We start from the raw sequence: 13,237 nt of genomic DNA, 5'->3' as shown, positions 1-13,237 counted from the left end.
AGACGAGACAACTATGGTGACCAAGAAACCCAAAGGTCTGGGCCGCGGCCTGGAGGCCCTGCTCGGACCGAAAGTGGAGGCGCCATCCGACGCCGCCACCCCGAACCCCGGCCAGCCCGCCTCGCTGCGCCTCGACGACATGGTGCCCGGCCAGTACCAGCCCCGGACTCGCATGGACGAAGGCGCGCTCTACGAGTTAGCCGAGAGCATCAAAGCCCAAGGCATCATGCAGCCGATTCTTGTGCGCAAATTGGACAAGGGGTCCAACGCCGGCAAGTACGAAATCATTGCCGGCGAGCGCCGTTCGCGCGCCGCCCGCCTGGCGGGTCTCGACAGCGTGCCAGTGCTGGTGCGCGATGTGCCCGACGAGTCTGCCGCCGCTATGGCACTCATCGAGAACATGCAGCGCGAGGACCTCAACCCGCTCGAGGAGGCCCAGGGCCTGCAGCGGCTGGTCCGTGACTTCGGCATGACCCACGAGCAGGCCGCCCAGGCGGTGGGCCGCTCGCGCAGCGCCGCGTCGAACCTGCTGCGTCTCCTCAACCTGGCCGACCCGGTGCAGACCATGTTGATGGCTGGCGACCTGGACATGGGCCATGCGCGTGCGCTGCTTGCGCTAGACCGGGCTGCCCAAATCACGGCGGCCAACCAGATCACCGCGCGCCAGATGTCGGTGCGCGAGGCCGAGAGCCTGGTCAAAAAGATCGGTGCCGAGTTCAACCTGGTCTCGCCCACGCCCAAGAAGGAAAAGTCGCGCGACCTGCGTCGGGTGGAGGAGGAACTCTCCGATCTGCTCACCGCCGCGGTCGAGGTGCGCGTGAAGAAGCGCGTCAAGCGCCATGGGCGCATCGAGGAAATGGGCGAGCTTTCCATTGCCTTCGGCTCGCTCGAGGAACTCAACGGACTGATCGACCGCCTGCGCAGGGAGTGAGGCGCTGCTCGGACGAGCACACACACCGCCTGCACTTGCGGCGGTGATCACAGGGCTCGCCCCGCCGCCGAATCTGCGGTAAGCCAAAGCGAAGGAGGTGGCAGGAACCGGCTGCTCACCCCGGGTGACGCATCGACCGACTTCACACAGCGAGTTCGTCATGCCCATCCACGCACAACTTCCTTTTCCCCGAGACAGAGCCCCCTGGCTCATCAGTGCCTCGCTGGTGCTGATGACTTTTCTGCTCCTCTCCGGCTGGCGCCCTTTTGACCGCCTGACCTGGTGGCTTGAGGTGGCGCCTATCCTCATCGCCTTGCCGGTGCTTTGGTTGAGCTTTCGCCGCTTTCCGCTGTCCACCCTGCTGTACGCGTGCATCTTCTTGCATGCCTGCATTCTTCTGATGGGTGGGGCCTACACCTACGCCCGCGTGCCCCTGGGGCATTGGGTGGCCGAATGGCTGGGCCTGGCCCGCAACCCTTATGACAAGCTGGGTCATTTCGCCCAGGGATTCGTGCCCGCCCTGGTCGCCCGCGAAGTTCTCCTTCGCGGAGCCTGGGTGCGCGGCCGGCGCATGCTGGGCTTTCTGGTGCTGTGCGTGGTGCTCGCGATCAGCGCGAGTTACGAGCTGATCGAATGGGGCGCGGCCGTGGCCCTGGGCCAGGGCGCGGATGAGTTTCTGGGCACCCAGGGGGACCCCTTCGACACCCAATCGGATATGGGCTTTGCGCTTTTGGGCGGCTTCATCGCGCTGGTGACCTGCGCCTCCTGGCAGGACCGCCAGATCAGCCGCCTGGCTCCGCCTCCTGCACAATCGGGGCCACGCACCGGCACGGCCGGGGCGCCAGACTGAACCCGGGAGACAGACCACATGGGCAAGCGCCTCACCCAGATTGCCACCCGCACCGGCGACGACGGCACCACCGGCCTCGGGGACAACACCCGCGTCCACAAGCACCACCTGCGGGTGCAGGCGATGGGCGATGTGGACGAGCTCAACTCCTTCCTCGGCCTGCTCCTGTGCGAGTCGCTGCCCGATGAGGTGCGTAGCTTGCTGGTCGAGGTGCAGCACCAGTTGTTCAACCTCGGCGGCGAGCTGTCCATCCCTGGCTTCGAGCTGCTCTCGGCGGAAGCCGTCATCACGCTGGACGAGGCGCTGGAGGCGCACAACGCTGCGCTGCCCAAGCTCGAGGAGTTCATCTTGCCAGCCGGCAGTCGCGCGGCGTCCCTGGCCCATGTCTGCCGTACCGTGGCGCGCCGGGCCGAGCGCTCGGTGGTCGCTCTGGGCGCCGCAGAAACGTTGCGCGATGCGCCGCGCCAGTACCTCAACCGCCTGTCCGACCTGATGTTCGTGCTTGCCCGCGTCCTCAACCGGATGAATGGCGGCGACGACGTCTACTGGAAAAGCAAGCGCATGGCCGAGGGCGGTGGCGCCTGAGGGCCTGCTGCTGCCGACCGCGTGCTTGTCGGCCGCGTCACTGACATGCCACTCGCCCAGGGCGTTTCAGTAAGGGGTCCTGGGGTTCGGAGTACGGCGTGCCGTGTGCTCGGCCCTTAGCCCTTAGCCATTTTGTTCGAGGATGGCCATGGTGATCCGCGAGACGCAGATGGGCCGGCCCGCGTCGTCCTGAAGATCAATTTGCCAGACCTGTGTCGAGCGCCCCTGGTGGACTGGCCTGGCAGTGCCGGTGACCCAGCCCGAGCGCACGCCGCGCAAATGGTTGGCGTTGATGTCCAGCCCCACCGCGTGGTAGCCGGGCGCGCAGGAATAGTTGGCGCCCAGCGACCCCAGGGTCTCGGCCAGCACCACACTCACTCCGCCATGCAGCAAGCCGTAGGGCTGGTGGGTGCGGGAGTCCACAGGCACCCGCCCCCGAAGGAAGTCATCACCCACTTCCACCAGTTCAATGCCCAGGTGTTCCATCGCCGTGTTCCGGCTGTGTTTGGTGAGCAGTTCGATCGAGATCGGTCGGGTCCAGATGGCCATGGTGCAGGGGGAATCAATCGTTAAGAAGGAAGAGTAGCAACTGGCGTGCAATCCTAGCGGCGCTCACCGGTGGCTGAAGTCGCCGCGGCGTCGCCTTTTCGGCGGCACGCCTCGGAGCAGTACTTCACCTGTTCCCAGTTGCGCGCCCAGCGCTTGCGCCAAGTCATGGGGCGGCCACAGGCCACGCAGGGCTTGGAGGGCAGCGACTGCTTGTTGCCCTTGAAGGAGGGTTCTGCCGCAGGGGCGGATGCGCGCTTCATGGGCCTACTGTAGCGGTAGGCGGAAGGCGGCCGAAGACGGGGGCGTGGGCGGAATTTGTCGGGCGCTTCATCGTCTGCGCAGGATTGACCAGCATCCAGCGCTCCACGCGGCTGCGTTCAGGCAGCCGGTCCCTGTGCAGGTGCTGCTGGTGGCGTTGACCGTCGGTTCACCAGCACGATGCCTGCTACCACGCCTGCCAGCGCCAGCACCAGATTCAGGGTGAGCGGCTCGCCCAGCAGCGCCACGCCCATCACCAGCGTCAGAACAGGCGTGAGAAAGGCGAAGGAGGCCATGCGTGTGGCCGGGTAGTGCCGCAGCAGCCACATCCAGACCAGCAGGCTGGCAAACGAGCCGACGACGGCCAGCAGCCCGGTTGCGGCCCAGGCCGAGGCCGAATACGAGAAGTGTCCGCCCTCCCCCAGGGCCAGGGACAGCAGTGGCGCCACCAGCGCGGTGACACCCACCTGGTAGAGGAGCAACTTTTCCGCGCTGGCTTCGGCCAGGCGGGTGGTTCGGATGGTGAGCGTGGTCAGGCCCCAGAAGCAGCCAGAAGCCAGCGCCAGGGCGTCCCCGCGCAGCTGGTTCGGGCCGGCCGCCGGTCCCTGAAAGCCCTCGGCGAAGGCCACCGCAACCCCGCCGAAGGCCAGCACGAGGCCGGCCCATTGCCAGGCCCGCAGGTGCTCGCCCGGCACAAAACGGGGCAGCAACAGCGCCATCCAGAAGGGAGAGGTATAGAGAAAGACCGTGACCCGGGAGGCGCTGGTGTCCTGGAGCCCCAGGTAAATGCAGGCGAACTCGGCGGCGAACAGCAGGCCAGCGATCAGGCCGGCTTTGCCCGTGCCATCCCGCGTCCAGAGCGCGATGCCGCGGACTCGGCACCACACGAGCAGCAGCAAGGCCGCGCCGGCGAAGCGCAGCCCCGCCTGCCACAGCGGGGGAATTTCGGTCAACGTCACCTTGATCAGGATCTGTTGGCCGGCCCAGAAAAGACAGCAGACCCCTAGCAGGCTGATGGCCAGTCCGTCGAGGTGATCCTTGCGTTCGCGCATCGGGCAATCCTAGCGGCCCCAGGCGGCAGGGGCTGCCGCCTGGGTGACCCGGCGCTGGGCAGCGCCACGCCTGTTCAGAGCGGGTGCTCGGTGTAGAAGCGGCCGCCGTGAAACAGCAGGGGGGAGGCGCCTTCACGCCGGGTGCAGCGCTCGACCTCGCCGACGAAGATGACATGGTCACCCTCTTCGTAACGGCTGCGGTTGAAGCATTCGAAGGTCGCGGCCGCGCCGGCGATCAGCGGGGCATCGCCGGCACCGCGGGTGGTCTCGACGCCGCGCCATCGGTCCGCGTTGCGGTCGGCAAAGCGCTCCGCCAATTCGCGCTGGTCTGCCGCCAGCACATTGATGGCGTAGTGCGTGCCTGTACGGAAGGCCTCCATCGACGCTGCCTGGCGCGACAGACTCCACAACACCAGGGGCGGCTCGATGGATACGGAGTTGAACGAATTGGCGGTCAGGCCTGTGGGCTGACCGTCGGTGCCCAAAATGGTGACGATGGTCACCCCGGTAGCGAACATGCCCAGGGCACTGCGGAACTCGCGCGGCGTAAAACTCGGCGCAAGGGCCTGGCGGTGGGTGGGCATGGGAGAGTGGGGACGGGGGTAAAGGAGGCAGTATGCCCGCCCGGCCCCCGCGTTGCCGTCGGAGGGATACCCTGGCCGCCTCAGTCCGCGGCCAGATCGATCACCGACTCGGGCTGGAAGCTGGACTGCTCTCCCTTGCCTTCATAGCCCAGAGGGTTGGCCCGCACCCGGCAGCGCCCGACCCCGTAATGCTGCGGGCAGTGCAAATGGCCATGCAGCCACCAGTCGGCCAGCGCAAACAGATCGTCCAGCGCGTTGCAAAAGCCGGCAGTCCCAGGCACCAGGCCGTAGCGAGGGTCGGCGCTGCGCAGGCTGGGCGCGAAATGGGTGACCACCACGGTTCGGCCCTCGAAAGGCTGGGCCAGCGCCTCGCGCAGCCAGCGTTGGCAGTCCAGGGCCAGTTCGCGTATCGGCTCGGCGAGCATGCGCTCGCCACCCATTAGCGCGGAGTGTTTGCGTAGGTAAAAGTTGGCGGCGCGGAAGGCCTTGTCCCGGGCCTTGAGCTGGGCGGCCAGCGGCGCGTCGACCGGGACCAGGGCGTCGAAATCGGCCCACAGCGTTGTACCCACGAAGCGCAGGCCCTCGATCACCCGCACCTCCTGGTCCAGCCAGGTGATGCCCAGACGCTCGCAGGTCGCCCGCAGTCGCTCGCGCGCCGGCGCGAACTCGAGGCCGTCGTACTCGTGGTTGCCCGGCACATAGAGCACCGGTGTCGGCCAGCCCTGGTGGGGCGAAAAGCGGCCGAGCCCGAAGTCGGCGTCACCTGCCGCAGTAAGGCGGCTGCCGTCTTGATAGGAGCCGATATCCCCGGCCAGAACCAGCAACTCGGCACCGGGCGCAGGCCGGACCTGCCACTGGGGCTGCGCCTCCAGATGCAGGTCGGACAAGAGCTGAACCTTCATCGGGCCCGACCTTCGCGCTTGGCTGCGCGCGTCAATGGGCCTGCAGCAAGCCCGAGGGCAGGTCTTGTGTCTGCGGGATTCAGAACCCGGGTTTGGTCGTGGAGCGTCACCGCTGGATTATCTTTTTGGAAAATGTTGGCGAGCATCCATCGAATCAGGAAAAACACCAGGAAGGGCCTGGGTGCTGCGCCAACCGGATCCCCGGGCGCCCCCATCCAGCGGGCCACCGCCAGCGTCCGGGGCATCCTGCGGCCCCAGCCCTGCTGCGGGCAGGGTTTGACCCGCTGCACTGCGGCGCTGGCAAGCAGGCGCTAAGATGCGCCTTCCGCCGGCCGGGATACACGTGTGTATGGTCTGACCGGCGCACCGCCCCGAGCCTCTTGCCGCCGAGGTGATACCTCTGGATTCATGCCATGACTGATCTCGTTGTTCGCCGCCTCCTCGTCGACATGGAGGCTCCCATTTCGCGCCACTGGTGTGGCGGCGACCCCTTTCGGTCGGCTTTTTTCAACGCTCTGTCTATGAGCTTTCCTGTCGGTGAGCAGTTCTTCATCGACTCGGTGCGCAACGCCTTCAAGGCGCTGCCGGCGGACAAGCAGGCGCCGTTCGATGCCGAGGTCAAGGGCTTTATCGGCCAAGAGGCCACGCACCGCCGCTTGCACGCCCTCTACAACGCGCACCTGGACGCCCTGGGTTTGCCCAATGCCTGGGAGCCGCGCGCCAAGGACCGCATTCGTCGCCTCGAGGGGCTGGACCCGCGCCATGCGGTGGCAGCGACCGCAGCCAACGAGCACTTCACCGCCATCTTCGCCCAATGGTTGCTGCACAACCCCTCGGTGCTGGAATCTGCCGACTCTCGCCTGTCCACGATGTGGCTCTGGCACGCGGCCGAGGAGGCCGAGCACCGCTGCACCGCCTTCGATCTGTACAAAGCGCTTGGCGGCAACGAGAAATGGCGCCTGCGGTGGTTCCGCATCGTGACCGTCTTCTTCCTCACCGACATCCTGCGCCAGACGGTGACCAACCTGCGCGCTGACCGCACCTTGTGGCGCCGGGCCACCTGGGCCAGCGCCTGGCGACACCTCTTTGGCAAGCAGGGCCTGATCCGGCAGACCTTTGGGCCCTGGCGCGACTACTTCAAGTCCGACTTCCACCCCTCGCACCACGACGCCGCGGCCTCGGTCAACTGGCTCGTCACCCACCGCGCGAGTTACCAGCCGGTGGGCGGCTGAGGCGCTGCTGGCGCCTCGCCCGCTATGGGCGTGTGGCGCGGGCCGGCCGGCAAAGCTGCGCCGCGCAAGAAAAAGCCCCTCGAGAGGGGCTTTTTCTTGGGTACACGGGGCTTGCCTGATCAGGCAGCGAGGCGCTGCTCGATGCGGCCCTTGGTCTCGCTGAGTTCCTTGGGCAGGTGGTAGGCCAGCTGCTCGAACAGCTCCGCGTGCAGCTTGAGCTCTTGTTGCCAGGCGGCCTTGTCGATGCTGGTGACCGATTTGAACTGCTCCGCGGAGAAGTCCAGGCCCGTCCAGTTGAGCTCTTCGTAGGCCGGGCTCACACCAAAGACATGCTCGGTGCCTTGGGCCTGGCCCTCGATGCGGTCGATCATCCACTTGAGCACGCGCATGTTCTCGCCATAGCCGGGCCAGACGAACTTGCCGTCCTCTCCCTTGCGGAACCAGTTGGTGGTGTAGATGCGCGGCAGCGTGGCGCCAGCGGCGGCCAGCTTTTTGCCCAGGTCCAGCCAGTGCTGGAAGTAGTCGGACATGTTGTAGCCGGCAAAGGGCAGCATCGCGAAGGGGTCGCGGCGAACCACGCCTTGCTGGCCAAAGGCCGCGGCGGTGGTCTCCGAGCCCATGGTGGCCGCCATGTACACGCCCTCGTTCCAGTTGCGCGCCTCGGTCACCAGCGGCACGGTGGTGGAGCGGCGTCCGCCGAAGATGAAGGCGTCAATAGGCACGCCGGCCGGGTCGTCCCAGGCCGAGTCCAGCGCCGGGTTGTTGGTCGCGGCGACGGTGAAGCGGGCGTTGGGGTGGGCGGCCTTGGCACCGGTTTCCTTAGCGATCGCCGGGGTCCAGTCTTTGCCTTGCCAGTCGATGGCATGCGCGGGGGCTTCGCTCATGCCCTCCCACCACACGTCGCCGTCGTCGGTCAGCGCGACGTTGGTGAAGATGACATCCTTGTTCAGGCTGGCCATGCAGTTGGGGTTGGTGAGCGTGTTGGTGCCGGGTGCGACGCCAAAGTAACCCGCTTCCGGGTTGATGGCGTACAGGCGGCCGTCCTGCCCTGGCTTGATCCAGGCGATGTCGTCGCCAATGGTGGTGACCTTCCAGCCGTCGAAGCCCTGCGGGGGGATGAGCATCGCGAAGTTGGTCTTGCCGCAGGCCGAGGGGAAAGCGGCGGCCACGTGGTATTTCTTGCCCTGGGGGTTGGTCACGCCCAGGATCAGCATGTGCTCGGCCAGCCAGCCCAAGCTGCCGGAGGGCCCTTGCGAGGCCGCACGTCCCATGTTCGAAGCGATGCGCAGCGCAAAGCACTTCTTGCCCAGCAGTGCGTTGCCGCCGTAGCCCGAGCCATAAGACCAGATCTCGCGGGTCTCGGGGTAGTGGACGATGTATTTGGTGGTCGGGTTGCAAGGCCAGGCGGTGGTGTCTTTCTCACCCTGGGCCAGCGGCGCGCCGACGGTGTGCACGCAGGGCACGAACTCGCCGTCCACGCCCAGCACGTCATAGACGGCCTTGCCCATGCGGGTCATCATTTTCATGTTGACCGCCACATAGGCGCTGTCGGAGAGCTCCACGCCAATGTGGGCGATCGGCGAACCCAGCGGGCCCATGGAGAAGGGCACCACGTACATCGTGCGGCCCCGCATGCAGCCGTCGAACAGCGGCTGCAGGGTGGCGCGCATCTCGGCCGGTGCCATCCAGTTGTTGGTCGGTCCGGCCTCGTCCTTCTTCTCGGAGCAGATGAAGGTGCGGTCTTCCACCCGCGCCACGTCGGACGGGTCGGAGCAGGCGAGGTAGGAGTTGGTGCGCTTGGCCGGGTTCAGGCGCTTGAAGGTGCCGGCGTCGACCAGCTGCTGGCACAGCTGGTCGTATTCGGTTTGGCTGCCGTCGCACCAGTGGATGGCGTCGGGCTTGCACAGGGCGGCCATATCAGCCACCCAGGCCACCAGCTTTGCGTTACGCACCCAGGCGGGCGCGTGGAGGGGCAGGCCCTGCATCGCGGGAGAGTTCATGAATCGGAGCTCCTCAAGTTAAAAACCAAATTTCCCAAGGGTGACGTGATCGGATCCCTTGGGAAATCTGGCGTGGCCGCGCTCAAAAGGCGCTCGGTGGCGGAGAATTGTAGGGAGGCCCCTCCGAAACCGCCCCAGGTTACACACCGATTCCATGCAAAACTTGCATGACGTTATGCGTTGCCGGCTCCTCCGCTCCGAATTGATGCCCAAAGGATTCATCCGGCTGGGGCCGAAATGAAAAAGGCCCGCGTCGCCTCAGCGAACGCGGGCCCTGCGGCCGGGAAAAAACAGGTTCAGGCCATGGAAATGGCGATGAACGCCAGCAGGAACATCAGCACCCCGCCGACCACTGGCAGGACGATAGGAATGCTGTGCACGAGGTCCTCGATCGGGTCATGCGGGGTGTCGTCGGCGGGTTTCTGGCTAGGGTCGGTCAAGGGGCACTCCTCGAATACGGTGGGCCCCTGCGGGGGCGCTGAAAATGGGAATTCTATCGCCCATCACGGCCACAGCCACCGATCGCCCAGACCCCGCCAAGGTCGGGGGACTCCCCCCAGGGCCCCCCGCTGCGAGACGGCGCATCCGCAGGCGGGCGGGTACCTGCCGAGGCGCCACCTCTTGCTGTTGTGCAGCCTTGCATTGACCCAGGTTAACCCCACGCGCCAGATGTATGCCTTATGCTTTTGTCTCACATCCCGCCCATGCCGGGCGAATGCCACAGGAGCCGACATGACCCAAACCACCACCGCCTCGCGCGACAAACTGATGGCTGATCTGCGCGTGGTCATCGCCGATGCTGAAGAACTTCTCCAGCTCACCGCCAGCCAGGCTGGCGACAAAGTGGCCGACCTGCGCGCGCGCATGGAAGAGCGCATGGCCAAGGCCAAAGACGAGCTGAGCCATCTGCAATCCGCCGCGGTGCATCAGGCGCGCGATGCCGCCAAGGCCACCGACCATTTCGTGCACGACCGTCCCTGGACGGCGGTGGGCATTGCCGCCGGCGTCGGCCTGATTGCCGGCTTGCTGATGGGTCGCCGGTGAGCGAGCACGCCGGCCCGCGCAGCGCCGGCTTGCTGGCCTCGCTCCGCGGCTTGCTGATGTCCGGCCTGGCGCTGGCCGAGACGCGGCTGGCGCTCCTGTCCAATGAACTCGAGGAGCAGAAGCTGCGCCTCGTCCAAGGGCTGGTGATGGCGGTGGCAGGCCTTTTTGTGCTGGGTGTGGGCCTGGTGCTCTTCGCCGGCTTCGTGCTGCTCTTGTTCTGGGACGGCTACCGCCTCCCCGCCTTGGCGGCGCTCACCTTGGGCTTTCTGGGCGCAGGTGCCTGGCTGCTGGCCAGCGCCCGGCGCCGTCTCCGCAGCGACGGCGGTCCCTTCGGTGCCACCCTGGCCGAACTGCGCGCCGACCGCGCTGCGGTCGCGGGTCGCGACGACAGGGACAGGAGCCGTCGGTGAGTCCCATGCGCATCGCCACACGACCCTCACCCCGCACCGCTCAACCGCGCCACCGGGTGCGGCAGGGGCTGCTGGCCACTGGCTGCAGCTCGTCCGGGGCACCGAGGTGCGTCCGGTGACCCGGTTGGCCGAGATCCTTCAGCGGCGCGAGCGCCTGCTGGCCAATAGCGCTGCGTGTCGCGAACGCCTCTTGGGCCATGGCGCGGTGCTGGCGCGTCCCTTGTCCTGGTTCGACCGGCTCGCGTCCGGTGCCCGTGAGGCGCTGGCCCGCCCTGGTGTGACGCCGGCCGTCCTGGCTGCCGGTGTGGGCCTGCTGGCCGCCCTTGGGCCGCGCCGTTGCTTGGCCTGGGGCGTCAAGGGCTTTGGTGTCTGGCGCCTATGGCGCCAGCTGCGCAGATAGCGCGAATAACGCCGAAAACGTCGATCGCCCCGAAAGCTCCATTTGCCCGGCGCATCGCTCGCCGGTCTGTCCTCAGGCGTGCGGCGCTTTCCCCGGCAGGCCCAGTGTCAGCGGTAGTAAACCTCGACCAAGCCCTTGAGCTTGATGAGCAGAGGCTTGCCCTTGCGGTCTAGTGTCTTGCCGGCGGGCACTCGAATCCAGCCTTCGCTCTGGCAGTATTCCTCCACATCGTGGCGTTCCTTGCCGTTGAAACGGATGCCCACATCGTGTTCAAACACCGCCGCCAGGTAATGCGGGCTGCGGGTGTCGGTGGACAGGTGGTCGGGAAGCGGAGGGCGGCTGGCGGTGTCGGTCATGGACGCAGATTGTGCCCAAGCCCGGCCCCCGCCACGACGCGCAGCACTTCCTCGCCATAGGCCTGCAGCTTCTTGGCCCCGATGCCGCTGACGCCTGCCAGCGCATCCAGGCTGGCCGGGCCCAGGGCCGCGACCGCCGCCAGGGTGGCGTCCTGGAAGATCATGAAGGCCGGCAGGTTGTGCGATTGGGCCACCTCGGCGCGCCAGGCGCGCAGGGCCTCGTAGCGCGTCTGCGCCTCGGGCGCGAGTTGCGCCACCATTGCGCGGGCCACCGGTCGGTGCGCGCCGCTGCGTCGGCCCTTGCCCACCGGCGTGGCCACGCTCTCGCGCAGCAGCACCTGGCGCTCGCCGCGCAGTACCGGCCGCGAGTCAGGCGTGAGCTGCAGGGTGTTGAAGGCCTGCGCATCGACCGCCAGTGCGCCGATGGCGATCAGCTGGCGCATCACTCCGCGCAACTGCGCCTCAGAAAAGGCGCTGCCTTTGCCGAAGGTGCTGGTCTTGTCATGGCCGTACTGCTTCACTTTTTCCGTGGCCTTGCCGCGCAGCACGTCCATCATGTGCCCGCCGCCAAAGCTGATGCCGCTCATCTCCTGCACCCGGTAGACGGTCGACAGCAGCATGCGCGCGGCCTCGGTGCCGTCCCACAGGTGGGGCGGGTTCAGGCAGTTGTCGCAATTGCCGCAGCGGAGTCGGGCCCTCAGGCTCGGCATGTCATGCGCGGATGGCGCTCCCAAGGCCGCATCCTCTTTGGGGGACGTCACCGCCGGGGTCGCCCCTGCGGCGTAGGCTTCGCCAAAGTACGCCAGCAGCCGGCTGCGCCGGCAATCGGTGGCCTCGGCCAGCGCCAAGAGGGCATCGAGCTTGCCGCGCATCACCTGCTTGAAGTCCTCGCCTGCCGGGCTCTCGTCGATCATGCGCCGCTGGTTCACCACGTCCTGCAGGCCATAGGCCATCCAGGCCGCCGCTGGCAGACCGTCGCGGCCCGCGCGCCCGGTCTCCTGGTAGTAGCCCTCGATGTTCTTGGGCATGTCCAGGTGGGCAACAAAGCGCACATCGGGCTTGTCGATGCCCATGCCAAAGGCGATGGTGGCGACCATCACGATGCCGTCTTCGCGCAGGAATCGGTCCTGGTGACGCTGGCGCATCTCGGGGTCCAGGCCGGCGTGATAGGGCAGGGCGGCGATGCCCTGGCTGGCCAGGGTCTGGGCGATATCCTCGACCCGCTTGCGTGATTGGCAGTAGACGATGCCGGCCTCACCGCCATGCTCCATCTCGATGAAGCGGGTCAACTGCAGCACCGGGTCTTTTTTCTCGACGATGGTGTAGCCGATGTTGGGTCTGTCGAAGCTGGAGACGAACTGGCGCGCCTCCTCCAGCTGCAGGCGCTCGACGATGTCCTGGCGCGTCAGGTCGTCGGCGGTGGCGGTCAGCGCGACCCGCGGCACGCCCGCAAACCGTTCGTGCAGCACGGTGAGAGCCCGGTACTCGGGCCGAAAGTCATGGCCCCATTGACTCACGCAGTGCGCCTCGTCGATCGCAAACAGGGCCAGCTGCCCGCGCTCGTGCAGCGAGTCGAGCTGGGCCAGAAAGCGTGGCGTGGTGATGCGCTCGGGCGCGGCATAGAGCAGGGTGATTTCCCCGCGCATCAGCCGGCGCTCGACGGCGTGCGCTTCCTCGCCGCTGAGGGAGGAGTTGAGGTAGGCCGCTTCTACCCCGGCTTCGTGCAGCGCGCCGACCTGGTCGTGCATCAGCGCAATCAGGGGCGACACAACGACCGTGATGCCCTGTCCCGCGCGCTGGAGTGCAATGGCCGGGATCTGGTAGCACAGCGACTTGCCGCCGCCGGTGGGCATCAGGACCAGGGCGTCGCCACCGGCAGTGACATGGTCGATGATGGTCGCCTGCGGGCCACGGAACTGGTCGTAGCCAAAGACTTCGCGCAAGATGGTCAGTGGCGCGGGGCTGGCCGGTATGGACGCAAGCGCCGGCGGGGACAGGGAGGCAAGGGCGGACAAGATGCGGTCGATTGTCGCCCCAAGCGGGCGAGCCTTGCCGACCGATCGGGTTCAATGGCAGGGCAGCCC

The 13,237-nt window shown here is 67.0% G+C and carries 16 protein-coding genes; 7 read left to right on the top strand and 9 right to left on the bottom strand.

Annotation, left to right across the window (positions count from 1 at the left end):
• Nucleotides 1–13: 13 nt before the first annotated feature.
• From QE494_RS02005 to QE494_RS01995, 3 genes are all read left to right on the top strand, one after another.
• Nucleotides 14–931: a ParB/RepB/Spo0J family partition protein gene (locus QE494_RS02005; RefSeq protein ID WP_300041139.1), complete on the top strand. Its 918-nt coding sequence runs from the start codon at nt 14–16 to the stop codon at nt 929–931.
• 232 nt (nt 932–1,163) lie between these two features.
• Complete coding sequence (locus QE494_RS02000; protein ID WP_300041010.1) at nt 1,164–1,781, top strand: DUF2238 domain-containing protein; 618 nt, start codon at nt 1,164–1,166, stop codon at nt 1,779–1,781.
• 18 nt (nt 1,782–1,799) lie between these two features.
• Nucleotides 1,800–2,366 (top strand): cob(I)yrinic acid a,c-diamide adenosyltransferase, encoded by a 567-nt coding sequence (locus QE494_RS01995; protein WP_300041008.1) that lies wholly within the window; start codon nt 1,800–1,802, stop codon nt 2,364–2,366.
• A 123-nt stretch (nt 2,367–2,489) separates the two neighbouring features.
• Here QE494_RS01995 and QE494_RS01990 read toward each other — a convergent pair whose 3' ends face one another.
• The 5 genes from QE494_RS01990 to QE494_RS01970 form a co-directional block, all read right to left on the bottom strand.
• Nucleotides 2,490–2,915: a hotdog fold thioesterase gene (locus QE494_RS01990; RefSeq protein WP_300041006.1), complete on the bottom strand. Its 426-nt coding sequence runs from the start codon at nt 2,913–2,915 to the stop codon at nt 2,490–2,492.
• Nucleotides 2,916–2,968: 53 nt separating this feature from the next.
• Nucleotides 2,969–3,175 carry a DUF2256 domain-containing protein gene (locus QE494_RS01985; protein WP_300041004.1) on the bottom strand — a complete coding sequence of 69 codons (207 nt, stop codon included), beginning with the start codon at nt 3,173–3,175 and terminating at the stop codon, nt 2,969–2,971.
• A gap of 117 nt (nt 3,176–3,292) precedes the next feature.
• Nucleotides 3,293–4,225 (bottom strand): DMT family transporter, encoded by a 933-nt coding sequence (locus tag QE494_RS01980; RefSeq protein ID WP_300041002.1) that lies wholly within the window; start codon nt 4,223–4,225, stop codon nt 3,293–3,295.
• 74 nt (nt 4,226–4,299) lie between these two features.
• Complete coding sequence (locus tag QE494_RS01975) at nt 4,300–4,809, bottom strand: flavin reductase family protein (protein ID WP_300040999.1); 510 nt, start codon at nt 4,807–4,809, stop codon at nt 4,300–4,302.
• An 80-nt stretch (nt 4,810–4,889) separates the two neighbouring features.
• Nucleotides 4,890–5,711: a metallophosphoesterase gene (locus QE494_RS01970; RefSeq protein ID WP_300040997.1), complete on the bottom strand. Its 822-nt coding sequence runs from the start codon at nt 5,709–5,711 to the stop codon at nt 4,890–4,892.
• Nucleotides 5,712–6,124: 413 nt separating this feature from the next.
• On the opposite strand from QE494_RS01970, the gene QE494_RS01965 reads away from it, so the two are divergent.
• Nucleotides 6,125–6,943, top strand: coding sequence for a metal-dependent hydrolase (locus tag QE494_RS01965; protein WP_300040995.1), 819 nt, complete (start codon nt 6,125–6,127; stop codon nt 6,941–6,943).
• Nucleotides 6,944–7,062: 119 nt separating this feature from the next.
• On the opposite strand, the gene QE494_RS01960 is transcribed toward QE494_RS01965, so the two are convergent.
• Entirely contained in the window at nt 7,063–8,943 is a 1,881-nt protein-coding gene (locus tag QE494_RS01960; RefSeq protein WP_300040993.1) for a phosphoenolpyruvate carboxykinase (GTP), read from the bottom strand.
• 296 nt (nt 8,944–9,239) lie between these two features.
• The gene (locus tag QE494_RS01955; protein ID WP_300040991.1) at nt 9,240–9,383 is read right to left on the bottom strand and encodes a hypothetical protein; all 144 of its coding nucleotides are present in this window, start codon (nt 9,381–9,383) and stop codon (nt 9,240–9,242) included.
• Between the two features lie 292 nt (nt 9,384–9,675).
• Between QE494_RS01955 and QE494_RS01950 the strand changes: the two genes are divergently transcribed.
• From QE494_RS01950 to QE494_RS01940, 3 genes are all read left to right on the top strand, one after another.
• A complete protein-coding gene (locus tag QE494_RS01950; RefSeq protein WP_300040989.1) occupies nt 9,676–9,987 on the top strand; it encodes a YqjD family protein in 312 nt (103 codons plus the stop codon).
• Nucleotides 9,984–10,397, top strand: coding sequence for a phage holin family protein (locus QE494_RS01945; RefSeq protein ID WP_300040987.1), 414 nt, complete (start codon nt 9,984–9,986; stop codon nt 10,395–10,397). The genes QE494_RS01950 and QE494_RS01945 overlap by 4 nt, the downstream gene beginning before the upstream one ends.
• 115 nt (nt 10,398–10,512) lie before the next feature.
• Nucleotides 10,513–10,797, top strand: a complete 285-nt coding sequence (locus tag QE494_RS01940; RefSeq protein WP_300040984.1) for a YqjK family protein — start codon at nt 10,513–10,515, stop codon at nt 10,795–10,797.
• A gap of 107 nt (nt 10,798–10,904) precedes the next feature.
• On the opposite strand, the gene QE494_RS01935 is transcribed toward QE494_RS01940, so the two are convergent.
• Together QE494_RS01935 and QE494_RS01930 are read right to left on the bottom strand one after the other, a co-directional pair.
• Nucleotides 10,905–11,153: a DUF3297 family protein gene (locus QE494_RS01935; protein ID WP_300040982.1), complete on the bottom strand. Its 249-nt coding sequence runs from the start codon at nt 11,151–11,153 to the stop codon at nt 10,905–10,907.
• Complete coding sequence (locus QE494_RS01930) at nt 11,150–13,150, bottom strand: RecQ family ATP-dependent DNA helicase (RefSeq protein ID WP_300041137.1); 2,001 nt, start codon at nt 13,148–13,150, stop codon at nt 11,150–11,152. The genes QE494_RS01935 and QE494_RS01930 overlap by 4 nt, the downstream gene beginning before the upstream one ends.
• Between the last annotated feature and the right edge of the window lie 87 nt (nt 13,151–13,237).

This window comes from Ramlibacter sp. (assembly GCF_029866045.1).
In the GTDB taxonomy this organism is placed as follows: Bacteria; Pseudomonadota; Gammaproteobacteria; order Burkholderiales; family Burkholderiaceae_C; genus Ramlibacter.
The sequence above is the reverse complement of the archived record's forward strand: the minus strand, read 5'-3'. Positions and strand labels throughout refer to the sequence as shown.

What these genes read in the sequence shown, in the direction of transcription:
- QE494_RS02005 (WP_300041139.1), top strand. Translation starts at nt 14, where the DNA reads ATGGTGACCAAGAAACCCAAAGGTCTGGGCCGCGGCCTGGAGGCCCTG.
- QE494_RS02000 (WP_300041010.1), top strand. Translation starts at nt 1,164, where the DNA reads ATGACTTTTCTGCTCCTCTCCGGCTGGCGCCCTTTTGACCGCCTGACC.
- QE494_RS01995 (WP_300041008.1), top strand. Translation starts at nt 1,800, where the DNA reads ATGGGCAAGCGCCTCACCCAGATTGCCACCCGCACCGGCGACGACGGC.
- QE494_RS01990 (WP_300041006.1), bottom strand. Translation starts at nt 2,915, where the DNA reads ATGGCCATCTGGACCCGACCGATCTCGATCGAACTGCTCACCAAACAC.
- QE494_RS01985 (WP_300041004.1), bottom strand. Translation starts at nt 3,175, where the DNA reads ATGAAGCGCGCATCCGCCCCTGCGGCAGAACCCTCCTTCAAGGGCAAC.
- QE494_RS01980 (WP_300041002.1), bottom strand. Translation starts at nt 4,225, where the DNA reads ATGCGCGAACGCAAGGATCACCTCGACGGACTGGCCATCAGCCTGCTA.
- QE494_RS01975 (WP_300040999.1), bottom strand. Translation starts at nt 4,809, where the DNA reads ATGCCCACCCACCGCCAGGCCCTTGCGCCGAGTTTTACGCCGCGCGAG.
- QE494_RS01970 (WP_300040997.1), bottom strand. Translation starts at nt 5,711, where the DNA reads ATGAAGGTTCAGCTCTTGTCCGACCTGCATCTGGAGGCGCAGCCCCAG.
- QE494_RS01965 (WP_300040995.1), top strand. Translation starts at nt 6,125, where the DNA reads ATGACTGATCTCGTTGTTCGCCGCCTCCTCGTCGACATGGAGGCTCCC.
- QE494_RS01960 (WP_300040993.1), bottom strand. Translation starts at nt 8,943, where the DNA reads ATGAACTCTCCCGCGATGCAGGGCCTGCCCCTCCACGCGCCCGCCTGG.
- QE494_RS01950 (WP_300040989.1), top strand. Translation starts at nt 9,676, where the DNA reads ATGACCCAAACCACCACCGCCTCGCGCGACAAACTGATGGCTGATCTG.
- QE494_RS01935 (WP_300040982.1), bottom strand. Translation starts at nt 11,153, where the DNA reads ATGACCGACACCGCCAGCCGCCCTCCGCTTCCCGACCACCTGTCCACC.